The sequence below is a fragment of the Streptomyces orinoci genome, assembly GCF_003121295.1.
GTDB classification, from domain to species: domain Bacteria; phylum Actinomycetota; class Actinomycetes; order Streptomycetales; family Streptomycetaceae; genus Streptomyces; species Streptomyces orinoci.
This window is the reverse complement of record NZ_PHNC01000042.1, coordinates 103369-126289: the sequence shown is the minus strand read 5'-3', so window position 1 is coordinate 126289 and position 22921 is coordinate 103369. Positions and strand designations below refer to the sequence as shown.

Annotated in this window: 27 protein-coding genes and 4 pseudogenes; 7 read left to right on the top strand and 24 right to left on the bottom strand. The window is 70.2% G+C overall.

The genetic code is table 11. The features are described 5' to 3' along the window. Nucleotides 1–117: 117 nt before the first annotated feature. Complete coding sequence (locus CV755_RS34435) at nucleotides 118–309, top strand: hypothetical protein (protein ID WP_153068801.1); 192 nt, start codon at nucleotides 118–120, stop codon at nucleotides 307–309. Here the strand turns inward: CV755_RS34435 and CV755_RS33675 are convergent. Continuing rightward, nucleotides 293–790, bottom strand: coding sequence for a MarR family winged helix-turn-helix transcriptional regulator (locus tag CV755_RS33675; protein WP_109284723.1), 498 nt, complete (start codon nucleotides 788–790; stop codon nucleotides 293–295). The two genes, CV755_RS34435 and CV755_RS33675, sit on opposite strands and share 17 nt — an antisense overlap. A 114-nt stretch (nucleotides 791–904) precedes the next feature. Here CV755_RS33675 and tcr3 point away from each other — a divergent pair, with 114 nt between their 5' ends. Then, nucleotides 905–2437 carry a tetracycline efflux MFS transporter Tcr3 gene (tcr3, locus tag CV755_RS33670; RefSeq protein WP_109284721.1) on the top strand — a complete coding sequence of 511 codons (1533 nt, stop codon included), beginning with the start codon at nucleotides 905–907 and terminating at the stop codon, nucleotides 2435–2437. A gap of 541 nt (nucleotides 2438–2978) precedes the next feature. After that, on the top strand, nucleotides 2979–3227 hold the full coding sequence (locus CV755_RS35030) for an RNA polymerase sigma factor sigma-70 region 4 domain-containing protein (RefSeq protein WP_162605225.1): 249 nt from the start codon (nucleotides 2979–2981) through the stop codon (nucleotides 3225–3227). On the opposite strand, the pseudogene CV755_RS33665 reads toward CV755_RS35030, so the two are convergent. The 8 genes and pseudogenes from CV755_RS33665 to CV755_RS33640 form a co-directional block, all read right to left on the bottom strand. Further along, nucleotides 3163–3767: pseudogene (locus tag CV755_RS33665) on the bottom strand (alpha/beta fold hydrolase); the annotation flags it as partial. The gene CV755_RS35030 and the pseudogene CV755_RS33665 overlap by 65 nt on opposite strands. After that, on the bottom strand, nucleotides 3716–3889 hold the full coding sequence (locus tag CV755_RS34880) for a hypothetical protein (protein ID WP_161968799.1): 174 nt from the start codon (nucleotides 3887–3889) through the stop codon (nucleotides 3716–3718). The gene CV755_RS34880 and the pseudogene CV755_RS33665, both read right to left, overlap by 52 nt. Continuing rightward, nucleotides 3886–4194 (bottom strand): Rossmann-fold NAD(P)-binding domain-containing protein, encoded by a 309-nt coding sequence (locus tag CV755_RS33660; protein WP_109284719.1) that lies wholly within the window; start codon nucleotides 4192–4194, stop codon nucleotides 3886–3888. The genes CV755_RS34880 and CV755_RS33660 overlap by 4 nt, the downstream gene beginning before the upstream one ends. Further along, entirely contained in the window at nucleotides 4155–4331 is a 177-nt protein-coding gene (locus CV755_RS34875) for a Rossmann-fold NAD(P)-binding domain-containing protein (protein ID WP_161968798.1), read from the bottom strand. Before CV755_RS34875 ends, CV755_RS33660 begins: the two co-directional genes overlap by 40 nt. A 569-nt stretch (nucleotides 4332–4900) precedes the next feature. Next, the gene (locus CV755_RS33655; RefSeq protein WP_109284717.1) at nucleotides 4901–5377 is read right to left on the bottom strand and encodes an SUKH-3 domain-containing protein; all 477 of its coding nucleotides are present in this window, start codon (nucleotides 5375–5377) and stop codon (nucleotides 4901–4903) included. Continuing rightward, complete coding sequence (locus tag CV755_RS34430; RefSeq protein WP_153068800.1) at nucleotides 5374–5589, bottom strand: hypothetical protein; 216 nt, start codon at nucleotides 5587–5589, stop codon at nucleotides 5374–5376. Before CV755_RS34430 ends, CV755_RS33655 begins: the two co-directional genes overlap by 4 nt. A 179-nt stretch (nucleotides 5590–5768) precedes the next feature. Next, nucleotides 5769–6115, bottom strand: a pseudogene (locus CV755_RS36560) (RHS repeat-associated core domain-containing protein); the annotation flags it as partial. Nucleotides 6116–6825: 710 nt separating this feature from the next. Beyond that, nucleotides 6826–8094, bottom strand: a complete 1269-nt coding sequence (locus tag CV755_RS33640) for an MFS transporter (protein ID WP_109284711.1) — start codon at nucleotides 8092–8094, stop codon at nucleotides 6826–6828. Between the two features lie 49 nt (nucleotides 8095–8143). Here CV755_RS33640 and CV755_RS33635 point away from each other — a divergent pair, with 49 nt between their 5' ends. Then, on the top strand, nucleotides 8144–8617 hold the full coding sequence (locus CV755_RS33635; protein ID WP_109284709.1) for a winged helix-turn-helix transcriptional regulator: 474 nt from the start codon (nucleotides 8144–8146) through the stop codon (nucleotides 8615–8617). Nucleotides 8618–8637: 20 nt separating this feature from the next. Here CV755_RS33635 and CV755_RS33630 read toward each other — a convergent pair whose 3' ends face one another. From CV755_RS33630 to CV755_RS33590, 9 genes are all read right to left on the bottom strand, one after another. After that, on the bottom strand, nucleotides 8638–9156 hold the full coding sequence (locus CV755_RS33630) for a hypothetical protein (RefSeq protein WP_109284707.1): 519 nt from the start codon (nucleotides 9154–9156) through the stop codon (nucleotides 8638–8640). Nucleotides 9157–9172: 16 nt separating this feature from the next. Continuing rightward, a complete protein-coding gene (locus tag CV755_RS33625; RefSeq protein WP_109284705.1) occupies nucleotides 9173–10879 on the bottom strand; it encodes a DUF885 domain-containing protein in 1707 nt (568 codons plus the stop codon). A 70-nt stretch (nucleotides 10880–10949) separates the two neighbouring features. Beyond that, entirely contained in the window at nucleotides 10950–12212 is a 1263-nt protein-coding gene (locus CV755_RS33620; RefSeq protein WP_109284703.1) for an ATP-grasp domain-containing protein, read from the bottom strand. After that, on the bottom strand, nucleotides 12212–13534 hold the full coding sequence (locus CV755_RS33615) for an ATP-grasp domain-containing protein (RefSeq protein WP_109284701.1): 1323 nt from the start codon (nucleotides 13532–13534) through the stop codon (nucleotides 12212–12214). Before CV755_RS33615 ends, CV755_RS33620 begins: the two co-directional genes overlap by 1 nt. Beyond that, the gene (locus CV755_RS33610) at nucleotides 13531–14967 is read right to left on the bottom strand and encodes an ATP-grasp domain-containing protein (RefSeq protein WP_241561557.1); all 1437 of its coding nucleotides are present in this window, start codon (nucleotides 14965–14967) and stop codon (nucleotides 13531–13533) included. Before CV755_RS33610 ends, CV755_RS33615 begins: the two co-directional genes overlap by 4 nt. A gap of 66 nt (nucleotides 14968–15033) precedes the next feature. Beyond that, nucleotides 15034–15786 (bottom strand): hypothetical protein, encoded by a 753-nt coding sequence (locus tag CV755_RS33605; RefSeq protein ID WP_109284699.1) that lies wholly within the window; start codon nucleotides 15784–15786, stop codon nucleotides 15034–15036. Nucleotides 15787–15839: 53 nt separating this feature from the next. Then, complete coding sequence (locus tag CV755_RS33600) at nucleotides 15840–16139, bottom strand: 2Fe-2S iron-sulfur cluster-binding protein (RefSeq protein WP_109284697.1); 300 nt, start codon at nucleotides 16137–16139, stop codon at nucleotides 15840–15842. After that, nucleotides 16136–17131 carry an NAD(P)/FAD-dependent oxidoreductase gene (locus tag CV755_RS33595; RefSeq protein WP_241561556.1) on the bottom strand — a complete coding sequence of 332 codons (996 nt, stop codon included), beginning with the start codon at nucleotides 17129–17131 and terminating at the stop codon, nucleotides 16136–16138. Before CV755_RS33595 ends, CV755_RS33600 begins: the two co-directional genes overlap by 4 nt. A gap of 297 nt (nucleotides 17132–17428) precedes the next feature. Then, nucleotides 17429–18508, bottom strand: coding sequence for a ParB/RepB/Spo0J family partition protein (locus tag CV755_RS33590; RefSeq protein WP_241561555.1), 1080 nt, complete (start codon nucleotides 18506–18508; stop codon nucleotides 17429–17431). Between the two features lie 103 nt (nucleotides 18509–18611). Between CV755_RS33590 and CV755_RS33585 the strand changes: the two are divergent. Then, nucleotides 18612–18710 (top strand): annotated as a pseudogene (locus tag CV755_RS33585) (IS5/IS1182 family transposase); the annotation flags it as partial. A 6-nt stretch (nucleotides 18711–18716) separates the two neighbouring features. On the opposite strand, the gene CV755_RS33580 reads toward CV755_RS33585, so the two are convergent. Further along, nucleotides 18717–19430 carry an SDR family oxidoreductase gene (locus CV755_RS33580; protein ID WP_109284691.1) on the bottom strand — a complete coding sequence of 238 codons (714 nt, stop codon included), beginning with the start codon at nucleotides 19428–19430 and terminating at the stop codon, nucleotides 18717–18719. 71 nt (nucleotides 19431–19501) lie between these two features. On the opposite strand from CV755_RS33580, the gene CV755_RS33575 reads away from it, so the two are divergent. Continuing rightward, nucleotides 19502–20317, top strand: a complete 816-nt coding sequence (locus CV755_RS33575; protein ID WP_109284689.1) for a helix-turn-helix transcriptional regulator — start codon at nucleotides 19502–19504, stop codon at nucleotides 20315–20317. A 201-nt stretch (nucleotides 20318–20518) separates the two neighbouring features. On the opposite strand, the gene CV755_RS33570 is transcribed toward CV755_RS33575, so the two are convergent. Continuing rightward, a complete protein-coding gene (locus CV755_RS33570; protein ID WP_162605223.1) occupies nucleotides 20519–20752 on the bottom strand; it encodes a hypothetical protein in 234 nt (77 codons plus the stop codon). On the opposite strand from CV755_RS33570, the pseudogene CV755_RS33565 reads away from it, so the two are divergent. Next, a pseudogene (locus CV755_RS33565) lies at nucleotides 20709–21174 on the top strand (iron chaperone). The gene CV755_RS33570 and the pseudogene CV755_RS33565 sit on opposite strands and share 44 nt — an antisense overlap. Here CV755_RS33565 and CV755_RS36555 read toward each other — a convergent pair. The 4 genes from CV755_RS36555 to CV755_RS33545 form a co-directional block, all read right to left on the bottom strand. After that, on the bottom strand, nucleotides 21102–21509 hold the full coding sequence (locus tag CV755_RS36555; RefSeq protein WP_241561554.1) for a hypothetical protein: 408 nt from the start codon (nucleotides 21507–21509) through the stop codon (nucleotides 21102–21104). The pseudogene CV755_RS33565 and the gene CV755_RS36555 overlap by 73 nt on opposite strands. Before the next feature lie 420 nt (nucleotides 21510–21929). After that, on the bottom strand, nucleotides 21930–22142 hold the full coding sequence (locus tag CV755_RS35020; protein ID WP_109284685.1) for a hypothetical protein: 213 nt from the start codon (nucleotides 22140–22142) through the stop codon (nucleotides 21930–21932). Between the two features lie 52 nt (nucleotides 22143–22194). After that, a complete protein-coding gene (locus CV755_RS36855; RefSeq protein WP_109284683.1) occupies nucleotides 22195–22443 on the bottom strand; it encodes a universal stress protein in 249 nt (82 codons plus the stop codon). Between the two features lie 35 nt (nucleotides 22444–22478). Beyond that, nucleotides 22479–22907 carry an HAD family hydrolase gene (locus CV755_RS33545; protein ID WP_153068798.1) on the bottom strand — a complete coding sequence of 143 codons (429 nt, stop codon included), beginning with the start codon at nucleotides 22905–22907 and terminating at the stop codon, nucleotides 22479–22481. Between the last annotated feature and the right edge of the window lie 14 nt (nucleotides 22908–22921).

The following is a 22921-nucleotide window of genomic DNA, read 5'->3' as shown; positions in this document are numbered from 1 at the left end:
GCAGAGGGCTGGTTGAGCTGCGTGCTTGTGCTGGTGGGCCGGCGGTGGTGGCCGGTCCCTTCTGCCGTTTGGGGTGGGAGGCGAGGGGGAGTCCTGCTGGCCTCGGGGGTCGAGGAGTTGGGGCAGCGTGAAGCCGCTGTGCGGGAGCGGGTGACCGAACTACGGGCGCAGGGCGCCGAGTTGACCGAGCAGCTGGAGGTGGCCGAGGAACGTCCGGTTCAGCTTGAGGGTTACGACCGGGGTAGCCCGGAGCTGTTGCTGTGGCTCAGCTCCTGGCTCGCCGAGTACGAGGTCACGTTGGACTTGTGACGGCGGCGGCTTCCGGGTCGCCGCCCGGCGCCGGGGGGAGCCCCTCGGCCAGCATCGCCCGAAGGCCACGCAGCATCCGCAGCGTAGCTTTGAGGTCGTCCGGGTCCAGGCCGTCGGCGAGGTGTTCCATCCACAGCCGCTCGGCGGGCTCGATCCGGGCGAGGACGTCGGCCCCCTTGGCGGTCAGCGAGACCAGCGGGGCCCGCCGGTCGGCGGGGTTGGGGGAGGTGGCGACCAGGCCTTCCTCGACCAGCTTGACCACGGTCTGCTGGACGGCCTGCCGGCGCAGCCCGCGCTCGCGCGCCAGGTGCGCGGCGCTCTGCGGCCCGTCGGCGAGCAGGCCGAGGACCTGCCAGCGCGCGGAGGTGAGCCCGAAGCGGGCGGACAGCGCGTCGCCTGCGCGCAGCAGGGCTCCGTTGACGGCGAACAGTTCGGTGGTGATGTCACTCAATGTCTCAGCCGCGGGGGAGAAGTCGGTCATGGTGGCAGCCTAGCCGTCGCCCGACCCGGATTTCGACAAGAACTTGTCATTCTGCGCTGTCGCCCACTACGCTCAAATCGACAAGAGTTTGTCGACTTTGGGGAAGGCGCAGGAATGCCGAACACTGCCTCGCAGACCGACGAGGCCGCCGCGTACCCGGCCGGCGGCCCGGCCGGCTTCACTCACCGCCAGATCGTCACGGCGCTGTCCGGACTGCTGCTGGCCGTGCTGCTCGCCGCACTCGACCAGACCATCGTCTCCACCGCGCTGCGCGCGATCGGCGACCAGCTGCACGGGCAGACCGTCCAGGCATGGGTGATCACCGGCTACCTGGTCAGCTCCACGATCGCGATGCCGTTCTACGGCAAGCTGTCCGACATCTACGGCCGCAAGCCGCTCTACCTTGCGGCGATCGTGATCTTCATCATCGGCTCGACGGCCTGCGCCATGGCGAACTCGATGGAGATGCTGGCCGTCGCCCGCGTGGTCCAGGGCTTCGGCGGCGCCGGGCTGATGTCGCTGCCCACGGCCGTCATCGCCGACCTCGCCCCGGTGCGCGAGCGCGGGCGCTACTTCTCGTATCTGATGATGGCCTGGGTCGCGGCCGGCGTGCTCGGCCCGCTGGTCGGCGGCCTGTTCGCGGGCGCCGACGACATCCTCGGGATCACGGGCTGGCGCTGGGCGTTCCTGATCAACGTGCCGCTCGGTCTGGTCGCGCTGCTCAGCGTGTTCAAGGCGCTCAACCTGCCCCACCAGCGGGTGGACCACCCGATCGACTACCGGGGCGCGTTCACCCTGGCGCTCTGCCTGGTGCCGCTGCTGATTGTCGCCGAGGAGGGCCTCAACTGGGGCTGGACATCGGCGCGTTCGCTGACGCTGTGCGCGGTCTCGCTGATCGGCCTGGTGCTGTTCGTACTGACCGAGCGGGCCCGCGGGCCGGAGGCGATGGTGCCACTGCGGCTGTTCCGGCGCGGCGGGATCACCGCGGCCACCGCCGTCAACTTCACCATCGGCGTCGGCATCTTCGGTACGGTCTCCACGCTGCCGCTCCTCTTGCAGCTGGTGCAGGGCCGCACCGCGACCGTCGCCGGGCTGGTGATCATCCCGGTGATGACCGGGGCCATCGTCTCCCAGACAATCTGCGCCAAGATCATCAAGAAGTGGAACCGGTACAAGAAGCCCGCGTTCGTGGGCCTCGGCTCGATGGCCGGCGCGCTGCTGTCGCTCTCCGCCACCGGGGCGGACACCCCGCTGTGGGTGATCCTGCTGATCGCGGCCTGGCTGGGCTTTGGCATCGGCCTCTCCCAGACCGTCATCACCCTGGCCGTCCAGAGCTCGGCACCCAAGTCCGAGCTGGGTGTGGCCAACGCTGCCTCCGGCCTGTTCCGGCAGCTCGGCGGCACCACCGGCGCCGCGGTCTTCATGTCGGTGCTCTTCGGCGTCGCGGCCGGTCGGCTCGACGGCGCGAACCCGGACGAGGCTGTGCGGCAGGCGCTCTCCGACCCGGACTCCACGGGCAGGCTGACGGCCCCGGCGGTTGACGCCTTTGCCTCCGGCTTCGACACCATGTTCCTGGTCGGCGGCCTGGTCCTGGCGGTGGGTTTCCTGCTCACCTTCTCGCTGCGGGAGCTGCGCGACGAGGAGTGAGCGCGCGCCCCCTGAACCGCGCGCTTTTCGCTCCCGGATCACCCCACGGCGCTTCCGGGCCACCCCACGGCGGCCCGGAGTCGGCTCGAGGACCTCGCGCACCGTGACCCGGGCCCCTTCCATCTGCACCAGACGTTCCTCGGCCCCTTCCAGCTGATCGGTCAACTCGGCGCTCCGCGCCCGTAGTTCGGTCACCCGCTCCCGCGCAGCGGCTTCCCGTTGCTCCAACTCCTCGAGCAGCGAGGCCAACAGGACCGTCCTCCCATCTCCTGCCCCTGCCCGAAGCCGGACTGGCCCCCTCAGGGGCAGACAAAGCCGAGGCCCGCGCCATCGTTGCGTCAGCGTTCGCGTGCTTCGATGCCGCCACTGCGGCGTGGCTTGAGGGAAACGGGCAGGGCGACATTCTCGACCTGTACGACCAGGGCCTGGCTGCGGTACTCGGCTAAGGACTGTCTCGGTAGGAACGGTCAGCTGCTACGTTGCCCGGGTGAGGAAAGGACCTGCTACGCGGAGCGCTGGGGCGGACGAGCCACTCGGCTTCGTGATTGCTTCGGTGGGCAATGCGGCGGCTCTTGCGTTCGAGTCCGCCCTGGCCGCGGAGGACCTGCATCCGCGGCACTTCGCCGTGCTGCGCGGACTGCGTGATGGCGAGGAGCATACACAGCAGCAGCTCGCCTCCTCGCTGGGCATCCCGGCCAGCCGTCTGGTGGGGCTGCTCTCGCTGCCGGCGGCTCCCACACCTGCGACGCAGCGCCGCCTGGCGGCACCGCCGGAACCGGGCGGCGCGTGACGTCCCCCGGTGCGCTGCCGACACAGTGGATGTGCGTCCGGGAAATCGCGTCCACGGCCGGGTTGTCCAGCCGGACCGGCTGCAGGAAGCAGCGCACCGACTCGTCCGACAACATGGTGCGCAGCCACGCCGTGTCCGCCGGGTCGGTCACGCCGAACAGACCCATGGGCGCGGGCAGTTCCGGCACGGGCGGGATGCGTCAGGGGGCGTCGGAGGCGCGGGCTGCGTCGATCAGTCGCTGGGTCTTGTCCGGTATGACGTCCAGCGCGCTCTCACCGTCAGTCGGGACCATCGCGTCGACGTAGACCAGATGCGCGATCCGGTCCGGGACCTCGTTGGCCACGCCGGATATGACCATACCGGCGTAACTGTGCCCGACCAGGACCACGTTGTGAGATCCCACTCGCTGAGGAGAGCGCCGACGTCGGCGACATGGGTGTCCAGATCGACGTCTGGAGTGAGCAGGTGTTCCTTCTCACCGTGGCCGGTCAGCGAAGGGGCGAACACCTGATGCCCTGCCCCGGCCAGCAGGGGAACCACAGGCTGCCGTAGCCGAGGTCCTCGATCACGGCGGCGGCCTTACGGACCCCGGGTGCGGAGAGGTGGTCGAAGTCCCCTGCCCAGATCCCGATGCGCCCGAGGCCGTGGGTGCGGGCGCTCACACGTCCCGCCCTGCGGTGCGCGTGGAGTCGAGGAAGGCCGCGATCTGGGATGCGCCGGTGCGCTCCAGCCAGGTGCCGAAGTCCATCGTGGCGGGGTGGATCTTCCGTGTGGCGGGAATGTCGGCGCGGTAGCCGAGTGTATCGAGCCACTCGTTGGCGTAGGCGAAGTCTTCGTTCAGGGCCCGGATCGCGTCGATCGGGATCTGGACGTAGGGCAGCGGTATGCCGAGCGCATTCCCGATGGCCGCGGCGATCTGAACCGGCGTCAGTTCGTCCCCGCCAGGGAGACCGCCCGGCCGATCCACACCTTCGGCCGGGCGAACGCCAGCGCGGCGACGGCGCCGACATCGTTGACGGCCATGATCTGCTGAGGGACCTCCGGCGCGAGCCCGGTGGACAGGGTTCCGTTCCGCAGCGCGTACCCGCCGGTGAAGTTCTCCATGGAGTTGTCCAGCTAGTGGCGTTGGCCTGCGGCGATGTGGCAAAGTCCTTGGCTGACCTGTGCAGATGAGCCTTTCAGGGTCTTTCACCGGCGTGCCGTCTTATGCGGCCGATCCTCCCCAGGCGCTCCCCAGCGGAATGGAAACTCCCCAGATTCTCCCCAGGAAAAGCCGTCGTTACCAGCCGCGTTGAGCCGAAGTCCGCCGCTGTCGCGGGCGCGTTGAGTGACTGCCGTGACTTGGAGCGCCGTTCGTTCAGGGCGGACCGCCGATGCACGAACACCAGCCGTGAGGGGAGAACAGGCTCAGGGGCCTCAGGTTCGGGGCACCGGTGAGGAAGGCGAGGTCCGCGCCGTCAGGTAGCCGGTGCGCTCGCCCAGCCGGTCGCGGACCTGCGCCGCCGACGGGGTCTCCCGCCTGCCGGAGTGCGTTATCCGGACCGCCGCCACATCGCACTGCTGCCCCCTGGTGAACTGGCAGACCCGCGACCGACTCCGCCAACCATCGCGACGCCCGCCAACTCGACTCAAGTACACGGCAGTTGGAATCAACCACCAACTGCGGGCTGAGCTCAGCGCGCGGTACCGAAGAACGTCTTGTCCCATGCATCCGTCACGACCGCGAGTACCGCTTGGCCGAAGCCGCCCGCGACCCGCTGGAATCCGGCGTCACTGTAGAACAGGATGTCGCGGTTCTCGGCCAGCAGCACGGCGTCCTCAGTGTCGAAGACGGTGCCGACCAACAGTAGGGGCTGTCCGAGGCGCTTGGCGAGGATCTCCAGTGTCCGAGGCATGGCGTGAGTTGACTCCAGGGTGCGCTCCACCGAGGTCGTGAGCTCCTGCTTCACACCTCGCCAGTGCCAGGTCACCGTGAGCTCGCCGTAACGCTCCAAGAACTCGCGGAGCCGGTCGGTGACCTCGTAGCCTTCTTCAGCGTACTTGTGACAGGCATCAGTGACATCCATGGGGTGGATCTCGAGCTCGGCTACGGTGCCGGACAGGGCGTCCCGTAGTTCCTGGATCGCCCGCCGCTCGGGGGTGCCGTTCATCCTGTCAGGACCTCTCCTCCGAAGTGGGGCACCCTAGACGCGCAGTTCTGGCACATCTTGAACTTCTTGCCCTTCGTGTTGACGGTCACGAGATCGATGTTCTTCGGATCTGCGCCGTCTTTGATCGCGTTCGTGAACATCCGTGGTTCGCCGCATACGTGCGGTGGGCGGCCGGAAGGGAGCCGGGACTCCTTGGGCATTGTGTCGATCACGGACTGGTCGTGGCCGGTGCCGGACCCACTCTCACCGTAGTAGATCTTGCCGGTGGTACGTCGCGGCCCACCGTGTAGGCGCCCGGGGGCGTCTCGTCCTCGTCGAGCCCCGCCCCGACCTGATGGACCCGTTGCTTGCCGAGGTCCATCAACTCCTTTCTCAGCGCGTCGTTCCCGTCCGGCATCAGGCCGAGGGGGTCGCACCAGGTGTGCGGGTTGTGGACGTACACGTCGGGGTTGGGGGCCGGGCCGAGGCCGAGCGGGTCCGGGGTGATGTAACGGGCGGTGTCGACGAGCTCGGTCGGGTTCCGACGAGGTCGGTGACGATTGCGAAGAAGCTGCGGTCGATGCGGTCTTGTGGGAGGTCGGCGGTGGCCTCGGTGGTGATGGTCTCCGTCTGGGCGAGCGGGTGCCAGCCCTTGTGGTCCCAGCTCATGGTGTGCGGACCAGGCAGGTGCGGCGAATGGGCGGTCTGTTCGGCGAGGACGGACCCGTCCCAGGTGAATTCGGTCCGCTCCTCGACGGTGCGAGCTCGTCCGCGACGAGCTCCGCCTCCCGGACCTTGGTCTCATCCGCCTGGCCCCGCAGAGCGCGGCGCACACCACGGCGCGCCAGCATCACAGGCGTAGGGCTGCTTTCGAGAGCGATGCGCTCCTGCTGGAGCGGCTCGCCCAACTCCGTTGTGGCGGGCACGTTCATCCTCCATCGGTCACGCCCTGATGGCGGGGCCGCTGGCCGGCCCGGGAACCGCGGTGGCCGACTGGCGACGGCGCCGACATACCGAGCGCCGGACATCCGACGGAATCGCCAAAGCCCCGCTGCCCATGCTCTGCCCGCACCGCGCAGACAAACCAGCCCCAACCGCCGCCTGCCATCGGCGGGCAGAAGGAGGAGGCGACGCCAGATGTCCGCCGGACGTCCGCCGCTCGGCATTCCGACGCCGCCACACCACCGCCAGGGTGGACCGCACGCCCCAAAACCGGCCGGTGACCAGGACATCCTGAGCCGACGACGCCCCCCTGGCCGCTGCCGCCTGGCGCCGAAGACGCCGTCCGGAACGCCTGCCGGGCAGCCTGAACGCTTCACCGCCGACGGGACGTCAACGCCCGTTCCCCGACCAGGAGACTGACGCGCTCCCTGAGCCCGCACCCGACCACGACTTCGGTGAACCACAGCGCGCCATCCGGGCCGGGGGTGATGACGGCCGGCCCGCTGCCGGGATCGAGCCGGGCGGTTTCAGGAAACCCTGGAGCGGTCCGCCACCGGGCCGACCTGCTCCCGCTCGCTCGTCTGCTCCTCCCGCTCGCCACGGTGCGCCTGCGCCGCCTGGGAACCGGTCGCCGACGTCGCGGAGCGCCGGCGTGCGTCGGTTGCCCAGACGATCAGCGCGCAGGCCGCGAATCCGGCCCCGAGGAGACTGGAGGTGCCCCAGCCGTGGGAGCTGAAGACGGAGGTGGTGGCGGCTGCGCCGAGGGCGGAGCCGAGGGAGTAGAAGACCATGTAGCCGCCGATGACGCTGCTGGTGCGGTCCGGATGCGCGGTGGTGAGCAGGTGCTGGTTGCTCACGTGCACGACCTGGACCGCGAAGTCGAGCACCACGATGCCGATGACGAGCAGCCACAGGGACCAGGTCAACTGCGCGGTGGCGGCCCAGGAGACGGTGAGCAGAGTCAGCGCGAGTCCGCTGATCGGGATCGCCCGTCCCGCGTCCGCCCACCGTCCCGCGCGTGCCGCGCCCAGTGCGCCGGCGAGTCCGGCGATGCCGAACATGCCGATCTGGCTTTCGCTCAGATGCCACGGTGCGTTCGCCAGCGGCAGGGACAGGCCACTCCACAGGGTGTCGAATGACGCGAACAGGAAGAACGCGATGAGACCGCGGGTCAGGAAGAGACGCTGCCGGAACAGTCCGCCGAACGACACGACGGCCTGTCGGTAGCCGGCGGGCCGGCGAGAGCTGGCTTCGGGCGGCAGCGCGCGCAGGACGAGGGGGGCGAGGGCGAGCGCGAGCACACCGAGCACGGCGTACATGCTGCGCCAGCCCCACACCTGCGCCAGCACGCCGGTGACGAACCGCGCGCCCAGGATGCCCACCATCACGCCGGACGTCACGACGCCGATGTTGCGTCCGCGTTCGGCGGGCGGTGACACCGACGCGGCGTAGGCCACCGTGGTCTGCACCACGACCGCGAACATTCCGGCCAGCGCGAGCCCGGCGAAGACCGTCCACGCGGCCGAAGCCGCAGCCGTCAGGAACAGGCCCGCCGCGGTGATGGCCATGTGGACCGCGATGAGCCGGCGCCTGTTGGCGACCACGTCGCCGAGCGGCACCAGCAGCACCAGTCCGGCCAGGTAGCCGAACTGGCCGGTCGCAACGATCCACCCGGCGTGCTGTGCCGACACCCCGAGGCTGTCTCCCATGGGCGGCAGCACTGTTTGCGCGGCGTAGATGCTCGCCACCGCGACACCGCACACGGTCGCGAGGAGTAAGCGTCGCCAGACGTCCATCGCACTCCTAAGGAATGAGTAGCAAGGTGAAACCAAAAGGGGAGGTGTCATGCCGAGCCCCACCACGGGCACTCCGAGCCCTGCCTGGACCGACCCCGACTGTCCGGTGGCCCGCACGCTCGACCTCGTCGGTGACTGGTGGAGCCTCCTGGTCGTCCGGGACGCGATGGACGGGGCACGGTCCTTCACCGACTTCCAGCGACGGACCGGCATCGCCCGCAACATCCTCACCGACCGCCTGCGCAAGCTGACCGCTCACGGAGTCCTGACCCAGCAGACTGCGCCCTCGGGCCGCCGCCTGCAGTACGTCCTCACCAGCGCCGGCCGCGACCTCTTCCCCGTCCTCCTCACGCTGCGCCAGTGGGGAGAACGCCACGCCTTCGAACCCGGCGAGCCGCACTCCACACTGGCCGACCAGCACGGCGCCCGTGTGCCGGAGATCCAGCCGACCGGCGCCGACGGTGCCGTCATCGACGCCGACACCACTCACGTGCAGAAGGTCGGCGGCGAACGGCGCCGGTGAGGTGACGGCCCACGGGACGGTCAGCGGCTGTGCTCGGGCACGCACAGCGGCGCGCCGCGTCCGGCCGGTTCACGGGCGGCCCCCGCAGGCCAGACGACCTCGACGGCGATACCGCGGGCACGGGCGTAGGCGACCATGTGGGCGGTGGCGTCCTGCCCGCTGGACGGTGAACCGTCCCAGACGGCCAGCAGCCGGCAGCAGCCGCTGACCAGCCGTTCGTCCGCGCTCACACAGGCGTCCCGGTCCCGCGGGTCGAGGGGAAGCATCCGGATCTGCTCGGCCAGGGCCAGCAACTCCCGGTGCGCCTGCTGGTCGGGGAAGGGAGCGCCGGCGAGGGCATCGCCGCGTTCCGGGAGCAGGACCACCAGGCGCTGCCCCAGCTCGTGCACCACCCGCCCGAACAGCAGCGGCAGTCCGGCGCCGGCGCGTACCAGCGCCGTCGCGTCGGGCGGCAGGGCCCGCATGCGCTCGCGTAATGCGGCCCGCACCAGATCCCGTGTGGTCGAGGTCAGGTCGGCATGTCCTACGGCCGTGATCATCCGATCGCTCGCTTTCTCACCGTGGGGTGCGCTCCGCTCGTGTCCGTCCTGTCCCCGCCTGGTCAGCGGGCGCGGCCGGGCCCGTCAGTTCCGCGCGCAGCAGGTCCAGGCCCATCGGCCCGAGGTTCAGCGCGTGGTGGTGGAACCGCTTGAGGTCGAAGGCGGCGCCGTCGCGACGCCGGGCGGCCTCCCGTGCCTCCAGCCACACCTTCTCTCCCAGCTTGTAGGCGAGGGCCTGTCCGGGGCGGCCCAGATACCGGTCGATCTCGAACTCGACGAACCTCGCTGGACCGAGCCCGCAGTGCTCCGTGAGGAACGCCCGGCCCAACTCCGGCGTCCAGCGCTCTCCGTCGTGGAACCTGGTGCCCGCGGGGATGGGCAGCCGCAGGTGCAGCCCGATGTCCAGGACGACCCGTGCGGCGCGCAGCAGTTGCCCCGTGGCCAGCATCCCCAGCCGGTGGGCCGGATTGGCGAGGTATCCGAGTTCGTCCATCAGACGCTCTGCGTACAGGCCCCACCCCTCGACGTGTCCGGGGTGCAGTTCGCACGACAGCCGCTGGAACCGGTTGAGTCCTGAGGTATTGAGCGTCGTCACGCCCAGCTGCAAGTGGTGGCCCGGGACGCCCTCGTGGAACATGGTGCTCGGCACGGTCCATGTCCGGATCGGCGTGCCCGGCTCGGGCCGGGTCCACCAGACCGTGCCGGGACGCGACAGGTCCTCGCTGGGCGCCAGATAGAAGGCGGGCCCGTCGGAGGGGCCGATGCGGCAGTCGATCCGTCGCAGGGGCTCGGGGATGGCGAAGTGCGTCCCGTCGAGGTCGGCGATGGTGGCGTTGGCGAGTTCCTGGAGCCAGTCGCGGAACTGCGCCCTGTCCGTCATCTGGTGGCGGGGGTCGCTGTCCAGGGCCGCCAGCACGGCCGGCACCGGTTCGCCGGGCGCGATCCGCGCCGCCGTCACCGTCATGTCCCGCTGTATCCGGCCGAGTTCCTCCCAGCCCCAGGCGTAGGTCTCCCGCAGGTCCAGCCGGGTTCCGAGGAACTCCCGCACGCCGAGGTGGTAGCGCTCCTCGCCCACCGCGTCCAGCGTCGGCGCCTGCGCCGCGAGCTCCCGCGACAGATACGCCGCCATCCGTGTCAGCGAGCGGTTCGCGGCCGCCGCGGCCTGCTCCAGCGCGTCCCGCAGCACACCGTCGCCGTGCCCGGCGGGCAATCCCGCCAGGTACTGCCGCATGTCACGGCACTCCTGGGCGTTACGGATCACCTGACGGTACGGTGCGACCCGGCCGCCACGCCGCGCCACCTCCAGGCTCTCCCGCAGTCCCGCCAGCGCCTCCGGGACGGCCGACAGCCGCGCCAGCAACACCTCCCACGCGGTGTCGCGGCCCTGATCCAGCAGACCCACCGCCTGCCGCACACGCTGGATGGGCCCGTCGAGGGTGTCCAGCAGCGTGCCGTAGGCACCGGTGTCGGCCAGCGCCACCTGCGTGGCGAGCCGTTCGCGCAGCACCGCCGCCGCGACGCGCTCCGCATCCCCGGCCACCGGCGTGTCGTCTACCGCCTTCAGCATGCGACGCGCCGACGCCGCCCGCTCCTGCACCGCCTCGGGGCCGAAGTCGGTCAGCCGGGTCTCCTGACCGGCGATGCCCATCGCCGCGGCGAGGCAGGGGTCCAGTGCGGCCAGCTCGTCCACGTACTGATCCGCGAGATCGTTCAGCGCCGTCATGAGCGGAACCGGACCGGTGACGGCGGCTCGGCGCCGGTGACGGCCGGCGCGCTCGGCGTGTGCTCAGTCCTCATGCCGGCACCTGCTCCGACGGCGTGCGAACGGCCGGGCCCGTGCGGACCGAGAGCGAGGCGAACAGGTCGGTGATCCAGCGCCGACCGCCCTCGGGGGTGCCGCTCGCGACGATCCCGGCGAGTACCGTCTCGCCGGCCTGGTAGGTGATGTGGCCGGGCAGGGGTGAGCCCGGCGGCAGTTCGTTCCAGGCGACCACGGACGGGTCGTCGCGGAACGCCGCCGTCCCCTCGAGCCCCTGGAACTCCCGTCCGGCCAGGTGGTGGCCCGGGCAGACGAACCAGCCGTACAGGCGCCGGTCGGCAGGCGGTTGGGGGAGCGTCCCGGCGACCCGCTCGCCGAGCAGAGCGCGCAGTTCGTACGAGGGCAGGTGCACACCGGTGGCCAGCTCGACGGTCGCCACCACGTCGGCGCCCCCCACCCGGTTGCCGACCTCCAGGAAGACCAGCTCTCCCCGGTGCGCGATCGCCTCCAGATGGAAACTGCCGTCCTCGACACGCACCGCCGCCAGGGCGCGGGACACCCAGACGCGCTCCTCCTCGGACAGCGCGAGCTGGAACGACCCCAGCGGCCTGCCCTGGGCGTACTCCAGGCAGGTGCCGACGTATTCACTCACACTGAGGACCAGGACCTCCCCGCCCTGCACCAGGCCGTCGAAGTGCCTGATCCGCCCGGAGACGAACTCCTCCACCTCGAAGTCCGCCAGGTCCCTCCCGGTGTCGAGCCGGGATATGCCGGTGCGGCCCTCGGTGATGGCCGCGGCGGCCTGCCGGGGTGTGTCGAAGACGAGGACGTCCTCGCTCGACGCGCCGCGATGCGGCTTCAGTACGGTCCTGCCATGCCAGGGGATCCGGCCGTCCAGGTCGAGGAAGCGTGGCAACGCGAGGAAGCGGGGCACGCGCAGACCCGCGTCCTCGACCGCCTGCTTCATCAGGACCTTGTCCCGGGCCAAGGCCACCTGGCCGGCCGGCGCGCCCGGCACGCCCAGGTACTCGCGCAGCAGGGCGGCGTCGAGCAGCTCGTACTCCGATACCGAGATGATCCGGTCGAAGTCGCGGGGCCGGTGTGCCAGCCAGTCCCGCGCCTCCTCGAAAGCCGAGCGCAGACCCGGACGGCTCACCCGCTCGCAGCGCAGGTGCGGCGGCAGGGTGGCCAGCGCCTGGTCGGTCCCGAAGTAGGTGACCTCGTGCCGGTCGTGGGAGATGCCCCGGTGGTATTCGATCTTGAAGTAGGGCACGCGGTGCAGAATGAGGATCTTCATCAGGCCTTCCTGAGGGAAGCGGGGGAGCGGAGGGCTCGGTCCAGGGCGTCCGACCAGGCCTCGCGCAGTGCGTGGACGACGGTGCCGATGTCGCCGCGCCCGCCGCGCAGGACGACGCAGCCCTGTGCCGCGAAGTCCGCGTTGTCGCGGGCGACGGCATGCAGGTCGCGGCGCTCGCTCGACAGCCAGGAGAACTCCGCGGCGGCCAGTTCCCCCTCGGCCAGGCCGAGGCGTTCCGCGGTCACCTGGACGGCGTCCGCGAACGGGTCCGTGCCGGATATGACGTCGTCCGGGGAGAACGAGCGGTCGGTGGCGACGCCGAGCAGCACCGTCGCCGCCGAGCACTCGGGCACAAGTTCCGGCGCGCCCGCGGCCGTGCCGAAGGCCGTGTCGACCCAGAGGTGGTGCAGATCGATGCCGTAGACCCAGCGGGCCAGTGACCAGATCTTCATTCCGCCCGGTCGCCGGTTGGGCTCCACCACCGCGGCGCGCAGCCCGTCGTCGCTCAGCTTGATCTCGTTGTGGAAGGGCCCGTCACACTGCCCGACGAGCAAATTCGCCTGCCGTCCCGCCCGTTCCAGCGTCGCGCGCTCGTGGGCGGCCACCCGGGCGGGCAGGACCTGGGCGATCTCGACGGGGTACCGGCCGGGCGCGCTGATCTTCTCGGTGAGGAACGCCAGCGAACCCAGTCCGTCGAAGGAGTACTCCCTCCGGTACGGAATGAACTCCTCGCAGATCACCCCGCCTTCCAGATACGGAAGGACCTCGGCGAACACCGCCGTGAGGTCGTCGCCCGGCCGCACCACGACGACGCCCCGGTTGTTGCCCTCCGCCGCGGGCTTGACGACGATGCCCCGGGGATGCTCGCGGGCGAATCGCTTCAACTGGTCGAGTGAGGCGATCTCGGCGAACGCGGGCACCATGATCCGTTGCGTCTCCAGCAGGTCGGCCACGCGCGCCTCGCCGAGGCGGTAGCGGTACTTGGAGAACGCGCCCTGGGCCAGCCGCGAGGAGTCGACCGGGATCCCCAGCCGTTCCAGCAGTTCGGCCCCGCTGCGTACGGCGTTGTCGGAGAAGACGATGCCCGCCTTGATCCGCTCACGCCGGTCGCCGAGCAGCTTCTCGCCCATCTCGGCGAAGTCGTCGCGCAGGGGATCGAGGTCGATCACCTCGTCGGCGATGGAGCGGTCTGCCTCCCTGGGGTCGGCGCGGATGAGGATCACTGTCGCGCCGTGGTGTTCGCGCGCGTGGTCGCGCAGGTGGCGGACCTCGTCGACGCGGCTGAGGTTGTAGTCGACGATGAGGAGGATCGGCCTGGTCATCCGCGCTCCCTTTCGTACACGATCTCGATGGCGTGCTCGGAGGCGGGCAGCAGCCGAGGGAGGACCGCGTCGCGGTCCGCTCGGTCCATGCGCCAGAGCACCTGGCCGAGGAACACTTCGCGCGAGGACGAGTGCACGACGTCGCCGGGCTCGAGCAGGATCTGCGACATGACCGGCTGCAGGGGGAGATCGTCGTTCAGCTCCACCGCGCGGATGGTTCCGGGGTCGGCGAAGAAGACCCGGAAGAACGTCACGTTGCGGCCCGGCGCCGTGCCGTCCGCCGTGAACGACAGGTTTTTCAGCGTCTCGCCGAAGTCGGCCGGGCGGCCGGCGGCGAGCAGGGAGTCCAGCCAGAGGTCGAGCAGGCCGGGGCCGCCGGTCAGCGCCGCCACACTGGGCGAGATCAGGCTGCCGCCCACCCGCGGGTTGACCTCGATCAGATCCCAGTCGGACGCGGCGTGCCGGGCCTCGACATGGAAACAGCCCCAGTCGAGGTCGAGGACGTCCAGCACGCTCGTCACCCAGCGGATCCCGGCGGCGATCTCCTCCTGCGACAGACTGGTGGGCGGGCTGACACAGGCGTTCTCCAGCACGGTCCCCGCCGTCTCCGTGACCTGGCACTTCTCGTGCACCGCCACGACATGGGGCTCGGCGTCGACGACGATCACCTCGAAGCTGAACTCGCGCCCCGGCACGTAGTCCTCGACCAGGAACTCCATCCCGCCGGCACGTCCGTGAGCCGGGCCGGCTCCTGCACCCACGTCCTCCTCTGCGGCCGGGTGCGTGTGCGGGCCCGGATCCACGGGGCTGCCGGCGCCGGGCTGGACGGCGAAGGCGCTGGAGTAGACCGTGTCGGACCGGGCCTCGGCGGCGATGCGTTCCACGTCGGTCCAGGTCGTGCCGGCCGTGAGGGGAAACGTTCCGAATGAGGCGATGCCGCTGACCGGCTTCACGAAGTAGCGGCCGCCCTCGCGTTGGCGTTCGGCGAGCGTCTGGGGAGTGAGGGCGCACGCCCGGGCGCGGCTGAGTCCGGCGTCGGCGAGCCGATTTCGCAGCGTCAGCTTGTCCCGCAGTTCCGCGACCCGCTTCTCGTCCAGGTCCGGCACCCCCAGACGGGCGTTGGCCAGCGCCATCAGATGCCGGTAGCCCTCCCAGACGGTGAGGCAGCACTGCACCGCCGCACCCGCCGCCTGGAGCCGGTCGAGGTAGTCCTCGACGTCGCGGGCCGTCAGGACGTGCCCGGTGCTCACCCGCACGTCGTCGGCGAGGTCGGCCAGCGCCGCCGGCCGGGATGCCTGGTGCTGCGGTTCCGGCAACGAGCTGAGCACATAGCCCTTCAGCCCCCGCGCCGTGACCGTGCCGAGGAGGTCCTCCATGAACGAGAACCCGACATGGCTGAGCAGCAGCACTCCTGTGGCGTTTTCGGTGCTCATTCCGGCCTCCTTACCGGCAGGCGGGGGCGCGGCGCGGACACGCCGCGCCCCCGCTGGGGACGGATCTCAGGCCGGCTGTTTCTCGGCCCTGGCGATGGTGTCCAGGTAGAGCTCCTCGAAGTACTGCGCCAGGATCTGCTGGTGCTCGCGGAGGTAGCGCTTGAACGCGTCGATGTCGTCCTGGCTGCGCAGCAGGTGCCGGACGGCCGCCCACACCTCGCCGGGGTGGTCGTCGTTGATGTCGGTGTGCGAGTGGTTGATCTGGCCGCCGATGTTGGACTCGCCGACCGACTTCTTCAGCGCCTCCAATTTCCTGGGCTCCAGCTTCACGTTCACGTACTCGACGAGGTAGGAGTACGCCACCACGCCGAGCGGGCCCTCGTGGTCCAGGAGGTAGGAGAAGTAGCCGGTGAGCAGCTTGGTCGACAGGTAGGGCTCGGTGGCCAGGAACTGCTCGCGGGACACGCCCGCCTTCTCCAGGTCGGCGATGAACAGTTCGTCGTGGAGCATCTCCTCCTGCTCGTAGTTGGCCCAGACCTGCGCCGCCTCGGGGCTGATCTTGGCGATCTCCACCAGTGCCTTGGCCTCGGAGACGCGCAGCATCCGGATGCGCCAGGCGGTTTCGATCAGGTTCCGCTTGTAGTACTCGGAGTCGACGTTCCTGCCCTCGAGGTGGGCGGCCTCGGGGACGTTGGCGTACCACTCGAGGACCTGCTGGTCGAGCTGCGCGTCGATCTCGGCGCGCAGCTCCGCCGATGCGGTGCTGCTGAGGAAGGGGGTACGGTTCCCGTAGCCGACGTTGGTCACACGGTTGGGCATGGTTCACCTTTCGGTTGGACGCACGGACACTCGGACTCTTGGTGCGAGCGGTTTCAGATGTCGTCGGCGACGCGAACGGTCGCGTCGCCCCGCAGCCGGCACTGGCAGGCAAGGCGGTGGGTGCCGCCGGTGCGGCCGAGGTCTTCCAGGAAGTCGAGTTCGTCGTGGTCGGGTTCGCCGAGGGAGCCAAGGCCCTCGAGCACCTCGATGACGCACGCGCCGCACGATCCGGAGCGGCATCCGAAGGGGATGGGCCGCTGCGGCGTCTCGTACTCGACTTCGGTGAGGGGGGATCCCGCCGGCAGCAGGATTTCGGTTCCTGCCGGAAGGACGGTCAACTTCTTCAGGTTCATGACAGGGGAATGGCGTCGAGGTCGGTGGAGTGCTCCGGCGCGAGGCGCGACCCGGGGCGCAGTTCGACCGCCGCGTGGTTCGCCGCGGTCGCCGCCTCGCCGAAAGCCACCGATATGAGCGGGACACGGCCCTCGTAATGGCAGATGTCACCGACCGCGTACACCCCCGGCGTATTCGTCTGCATCGCTCCGTCGACCAGAACAAGGCGATTACTCATCCGGAGTCCCCAATCGGCGATCGGACCGAGGTTCGTGATGAATCCCAGTGCTCCCACGAGAACCTGCGCGGGTATTTTCCATTCCTGCTCCTCGGTCCGGACCCACACTTCTTCGAGGCGTTCGGTTCCTTGACAGGCCATCACCTGCGCGTCGGTCAGCACGCGAACACCGGACGCGTACATCTGCTTGACGCTGTGCTCGTGGGCGCGGAAGGCCGAGCGCCGGTGGACGACCGTGACGGACCGCGCGATCGGGGCGAGGGCGAGGGCCCAGTCGACCGCGCTGCCGCCGCCGCCCACGATCACCACGTCACGGCCCCGGTGCTCGTCGAGATGGCGCACGTGGTGGGTCACGCCTCGCCCCTGATAGGGCCTCAGGCAGGGCAGGGAGCGTGGGACCGAACGGCCGAGTCCCGCCGCGATCACGACGGCTCCGGCGCGCACCAGCCCGCCGTCCTCCAGGCGTATCGCCCAGCCCCTGCCCTCCTCCGGCACCAGGGAGGTCGCCGTCCGGCCGAGCAGGAAACGCGGACGGAACGGCTCCACCTGAGCGATCAGGCCGTCGATGAGTTCCCGGCCCCGCACGGCGGGATGGCCGGCGACGTCGTAGATCCTCTTCTCCGGGTACAGGGCCGCGACCTGTCCGCCCGGCTCGGGCAGCGCGTCGACCAGCACGCTGGAAAGCCCTCGGAAGCCCGCGCAGCAGGCGGTGTACAGACCCGCCGGCCCCGCGCCGACCACAGCCACGTCCGCGCTCGCCTCCGCGTCGGCCACGGTCGTCTCCACTCGAACCCCCGCTTGGTCCATCCTGAACTCCAGGTGTTTTCTAGCGCTCGGTCGAATAACTCTGCTGCCCCAGTCCGAGGGCCGGCCATCTGAATGACGTGACGTAACTCGTCTTCTCGTCGTTCGGCTTTCCTGCCGATATCCGGCACTGCTGCCGCCGAACTGCGTCCCATCATTGGACGGCTTCTGATCCGCGGTCAAGAAAGGGATTCGAAACTCCGCCGCTGCTGTTCAGAAGCCGGATGGCACAAGGCCTTTCGGGTTGAGCCGGACGGGGCGGCCCGCTCACCGCCCCGAGCGTCCCGGCTGCGCCGCGCTCTCGTGTTCGTCCGCGTCATCGACTGCCTGGTCCAGAGCGCTGGCGAACCGCTGCCACTGCTGGGCGTAGTGGTTGGCCAGGTCTGCGACGGCGACAGCGCAGTGGGGTGGCACGGAGGCCAGCAGCTGCCGTCCCGCTTCCAGATCGGGCTCCCGCTCGTGAAGCCAGCGCAGCAACGCGCGCCCGGACTGGGTTAATTTGAGGGACGGGTCCTTCGCCAGGGTCTCGATGGGCCGGGCCCGGTCGCTTCCCGCGCCCCGGCTGCTCGCCGGATCGCCCGCGCCGCCCGCGAGGGACGGCTCCCGTGCTGCGCGGGCGGTGTTCCGGTCCGGCGCCCTGGACTCCTGCTCGCCGTGCCGCATCCGCTGCCGGATCTCGCACGCCGTGCTGATCGACACCCCTGCCGCGGTGGCCGTCTCCTGGAGCGTGGCGGTGGGGTGCTCGGCGAGGAACGCGCGGGCGGCCTCCCGGCGTTGCGCCGCGTCCAGCGGACGAGAACGGCCGTCCGCCCCGACCCGGACCTTCGACTGTGGAAGTTCCTCACTTGAAGCGCGGCGGACGGCGCCCACGGTCTTGGGGGACAGCCGGGTGATGCGCGCGATCGCCCGGTCCGACAGATCCGGGTGCTCGGTCAGGATCCGCCGGGCCGCGGCCTTTCTGTCCTTGAGGGTCAGTGGCAGACCGTGGCTGATGTTGGCCGCCACGGAGTGGATGAACACCTCACTGGCCGGCCCTTCCAGATACCGGACCGGGATCGTCTTCTCGCCGCGCAGCCGGGCGGCCTGGAGACGATGCATCCCGTCGACCACGCGCCGGGTGTCCCGATGCACCAGTATCGGCTCGATGTCGCCCTGCGCGAGAACGTCGACGTGGTCCTGGTTCAGCCCTCCCAGGCGCGGCGAGTCGGCGTCCACCAGCGAGGCGACGGGCAGCAGGTGAACGCCGGCGCACTCCGCCGGCGTCGTCGGGGCGGACTCCTGAGCCGCCGCCCGCGACCGGTCCGGCAGGCGCGTAAGGGGCGGGTTGGGTAAGAGATACGAAGACACCGAAGATCTGCTTTCTGTCGGTTTTCTGCATGTGGGGCTGCAGGCGCCGAGAAATGCCGTCGGCTCCGGTGAGCGCGATGCCCGGCACACGAGTGCCGTGCGCGGTGCCAACCGCCACGACTCCCCGTTGCTCGCCCCGACCCTGGACCGTCTGAACGACCTGGGGCCGTTACCCGACGACATCGCCGTGCACCTGGACGCCGACTGATCACCAGGGCACGGGCGTTCCGTCCCAGGAGAAGAAGCCACCGGTGGGGCCGTCGTCCGGCAACAGGGCCAGGCGCAGGGCACCCTGCGCGGCCTCGGCCGGGTCGCCGCCGGCAGCGGCGGCCCGGGGGTTGAGATCGGTGGCCCGCAGGCCGGGGGCGAGCGCGTTGACCTTGAAACCGTCCTCGGCCAGCGTCTGGGCGTAGAGGACGGTGAGGGCGTTGAGGGCGGCCTTGGACGACCGGTAGGCGGCGGCGCCGCCTACCGGGGTGAACTGGGGGTTGGGGGTGGTGCTCCAGGTCAGCGACGCCGTGCCGCTGGAGATGTTGACTATGCGCGGGTGCGGGGACCGGCGCAGGGCGGGCAGGAACGCATTGGTCACCGCCACTACCCCGAACACATTGGTCTCGTATGTGCGCCGGTACTCCTCGATGCCGGTGTCGGCCGGCGGGGCGAGTGACGGCGAGATGCCGGCGTTGTTGACCAGCACATCCAAGCGGTCCATCTGAGCCGCTGCCTGTGCGACGCCGTCGGGATCTGTCACGTCGAGGACCAGCAGACGGGCCCCGGCTCCGATCTCCTCGACGGCCCGCTGCCCGCGCCCGGGGTCACGGGAGCCCACGTACACGGTGAGGCCCTCGGCGGCGAGCAGCCGGGCGATATGCTTGCCGATGCCCTTGTTGGCACCGGTAACCAGAGCTGTGCGTTCGTTCATGGCAACCACACTTCCCCGGTCGTGGGTGCCCTGCCAGGGACAGCCTGTACCAGGTAGTGAGAGGAGGCGATATGGCGCGGCAGGAACTGGCCCACTACTTACGGGACCGCCGGGCGGCCCTGCGTCCGCACGAGATCGGCCTGGCGACGACGGGCACCGACCGCCGCACACCGGGTCTGCGCCGCGAAGAGGTGGCGGAGCTCGCCCATATGTCGGTCGACTACTACACGCGGCTGGAGCAGGCCCGGGGGCCGCGGCCATCGGCCCGGATCCTGGACGCACTGGCCCGCGCGCTGCGGCTCACGCCGGCCGAGCGCAGCCATCTGTTCCGCCTGGCGGGTTCGAGCGCGCCGCCTGGCATCAGCGCCGTGCGGCGGGTGCGCCCGCACGTGGCCCGGATGCTGGAGCGGCTGCCGGAGACCGGTGCCATCGTCACTGACGCGGCGTACGACGTTGTCGCCTGGAACCCCCTGGGCCGGGCACTGCTCGGCGCCGACCTCGGAGTCGGAACGACGAACCTGGCCCGAAGCCGCTTCCTGGCCCGGGGGCGGTTGTACGGGTGCTCCAGCGCCGAGGAATTCGGGCACATCGTAGTGGCGCGGCTGCGCCGGGCCGCGGACCGCTACCCGCATGACCCGCAGCTGGCCGCGCTGCTGGCCGAACTGCACGCCGGCAGTGAGGAGTTCCGGCAGATCTGGGAGGCGCGTCCGGTCCACGCTCCCGGGCACCGCATCAAGACCGTGGACCATCCGGAGGCCGGCGCGCTGCGGTTGAACTGCGACGTCCTGCTCGTGCCCGAGGATGACCAGGAAGTTGTCCTGATGACGGCCGACCCCGGATCACCTGCCGTGCGGGCCCTGCGCAGGCTGGCCACGCAGGCGACCTGAAACGAAGGATGCGCACAGGTCTCGCCAACGGTCACAGAGCGTCGCAACTCAATATTCACTCGGGCCTGTGCCCACCTTGATGCCGAGGCTTTCCACGCCGCCTATCTGCGCGGGCTGTTAGCCCGCCGCTCTCGCTGCGTGGCCCGGAAACCGCTCGAGACTACGAGGGCTTTATCGGACCGACGTCCTGAGGCATCGTGGTTAGGCAGGCAGCCGGTCGTACCACTGCTCCAGTTCGTCAGCGGTTCGCCGCAGGTCGGCAATGAACTGGGCGAGTTGGGCCTGGGAGGTGACGGCATGGAAGTCCTCCACCTGGTTGCCGTCCTTCAGGACCCCCAGGTCCACCCGGGTGCCCGAATCGCCGTTGACGTAGCACTGGGAGGCGAAGGTAGTGCCGTCCACGAAGTCGCCCAGCGAGAAGTACGGGGGATTCACCGACGAGGAGCGGGCCGTGATGAAGGAGCACGCACGCGAACAGAAGAAGACGGCAGCGTGGCGCGGTGCGTCGAAGGCGGGAGAGGGAGGCGGCGGCGGAGCAGGACGTGCTGGCGAAAATAGCCGAGATGCCGGAAACAGACCGGGCCCTCGCCGAGCGGATCCATGAGATCGTCAGGACCACCGCTCCCGGCCTCGCGCCCAAACTCTGGTACGGGATGCCCGCGTACGCCAGGGACGGCAAGGTCGTCTGCCACTTCCAGAGCGCGGAGAAGTTCAAGACGCGGTACGCCACGCTCGGCTTCAGCGACCAGGCGGCACTCGACGACGGCGCGATGTGACCGACCGCCTACGCCCTGAAGGAGCTGACCGCAGCCGACGAACAGCTCATCAGCGCCCTCCCGAAGAGGGCGGTGGGCTGAGGGGGCTCGGGGAGGAACCGGCGGTGAAGTGACCGGGCAGTGGAGACGTTGTACTTGGTGTGGCCGGCGTCCGCCCAGTGGTCGAAGATCACGACATGGCGGACCATGGAGGAGTCGCTGTTGGCCTTGATGACCAGGTCGCCCTGGTTGAGCGCGGACATGGTGATCGGGGCCGTCCAGTCGTCGTTCTTCAGGGCCACGGCGTTGGGGCCGGGCTTGGGCAGCTTGAGCGCCATGGAGGAGTAGCCGGAGCAGTCCTGGCCTGTTTCCCGCTCACCGGTCGGAGTACGAGTGTCGCTCTGACTGCGGCTTGTGTGCTCGCCGGTGAGCTGCATGCGGCGGCCACCGGGCTGTCTTCGCTGGCTGTCGCAAGCGGCTGCACGAGTTCTATGTGACGGTCAGTCAGGCACCATTCGGCCTGGGAAGCGCTCAGGCAGCCCCGGAACGGGACGTTGCACGGACTCCGGCCCTGAGGGCACGGCGGGCTTCGACGAACCCGGCCCGGTGACCGTGGCGGCCTTCCGCGCCGCCACGGCCCTGCCGGCTGCTGACGGCTCCTAACGCTGGTGGGGTGTGGGTTGAGGTGTGGGGGTAGGTGTGAGCTGGGGTGTCGCAGACTGAGTGAGAACGGTCTGTGGTGTTTTGGGGCGGGGTGGTAGGGGTCCTGGCCTGGGGTTGTGTCAGTTTCGTTGAAAGTGCCGGGTTTTGTTGCGTATGGTTTCTGCGTCTAATGGCACTGTCCGTATTCACGCTGGTCAGGGGTGTTGTGCCTGGTCAGCGTGGTCGGGTTGGCGGCCCCGTGTGGTGTGGTGGTGGGTTTCCGCGAGATGGTCGAGCTGGATGGCCTCGAGGGATGTTTTGGTGATGCGTTCGGTGCCGTCGAGGATGCTGGTGATCGCTGAACGGACCTTAAGAACTGGAGAGTTGGGCGGGGCGACGGGCGTCCCGCCCGGGGTTCTGGCACCCATGGATCCCCTTCCGTGTGCCGCACATGGCGCGGGGCCTGCGGTTGCACCACGCTCACGCCATCGGGACGAGGACGACCGGGCATTGCGCGTGGTGGAGCAAGGCGTGGACGACCGGACCGAGTTGGAGCCCCAGTGCCCGGGTGCGCCGGTGAGGGGCCACCACCATGACATCGGCCTCCCGGCTCGCCTCCAGCAGCGCCCACACCGGGCTCTCGGGGACCGCCTCCGTACGGACCGCGTGGGCGGAGCCGTCGAAGCCCACCACCTGGCCGTTGAACGAGGTGTCGCGGGTGTCGGTCATTGGTCTCCCTCCGGGAATGAGGCGGGCGGAGAGCGTCAGGCGGCCGTCGGCACCGGGCGTACGGCGCCGAGCAGTTCGCCGGGGTCATGGATGACGTAATCGGCGCCGTGGTGGAACAGGCGGGTGAGGGCGCCAGGGTGGCCGGGAGCGGCGAGGCCGACGACCCGGCGGAAGCCGCCCTGCCGGGCGGCGGCGATGCCGTTCGGCGAGCCATCCACGGCGGCGGTCTCCTCCGGATGGGCGCGGAGCATCCGCGCCGCCCTGAGCAGCAGCGCGGGGTCCGGCCTCGGCGGCAGCCGCAGCCGGTGGCGGTCGCCGCCGTCGAGCACCACATCGACCAGGCGCACCAGCCGCCCGGTGTCCAGCAGCCGCCCGGCCCGTGCGGTGGCGGAAACGGCGGCCACGGCGATGCCCCGGCCACGCAGGTCGTGCAGCAGCTCCGGGGCACCGCGCCGGATGCCCACACCGTGCCGGTGCA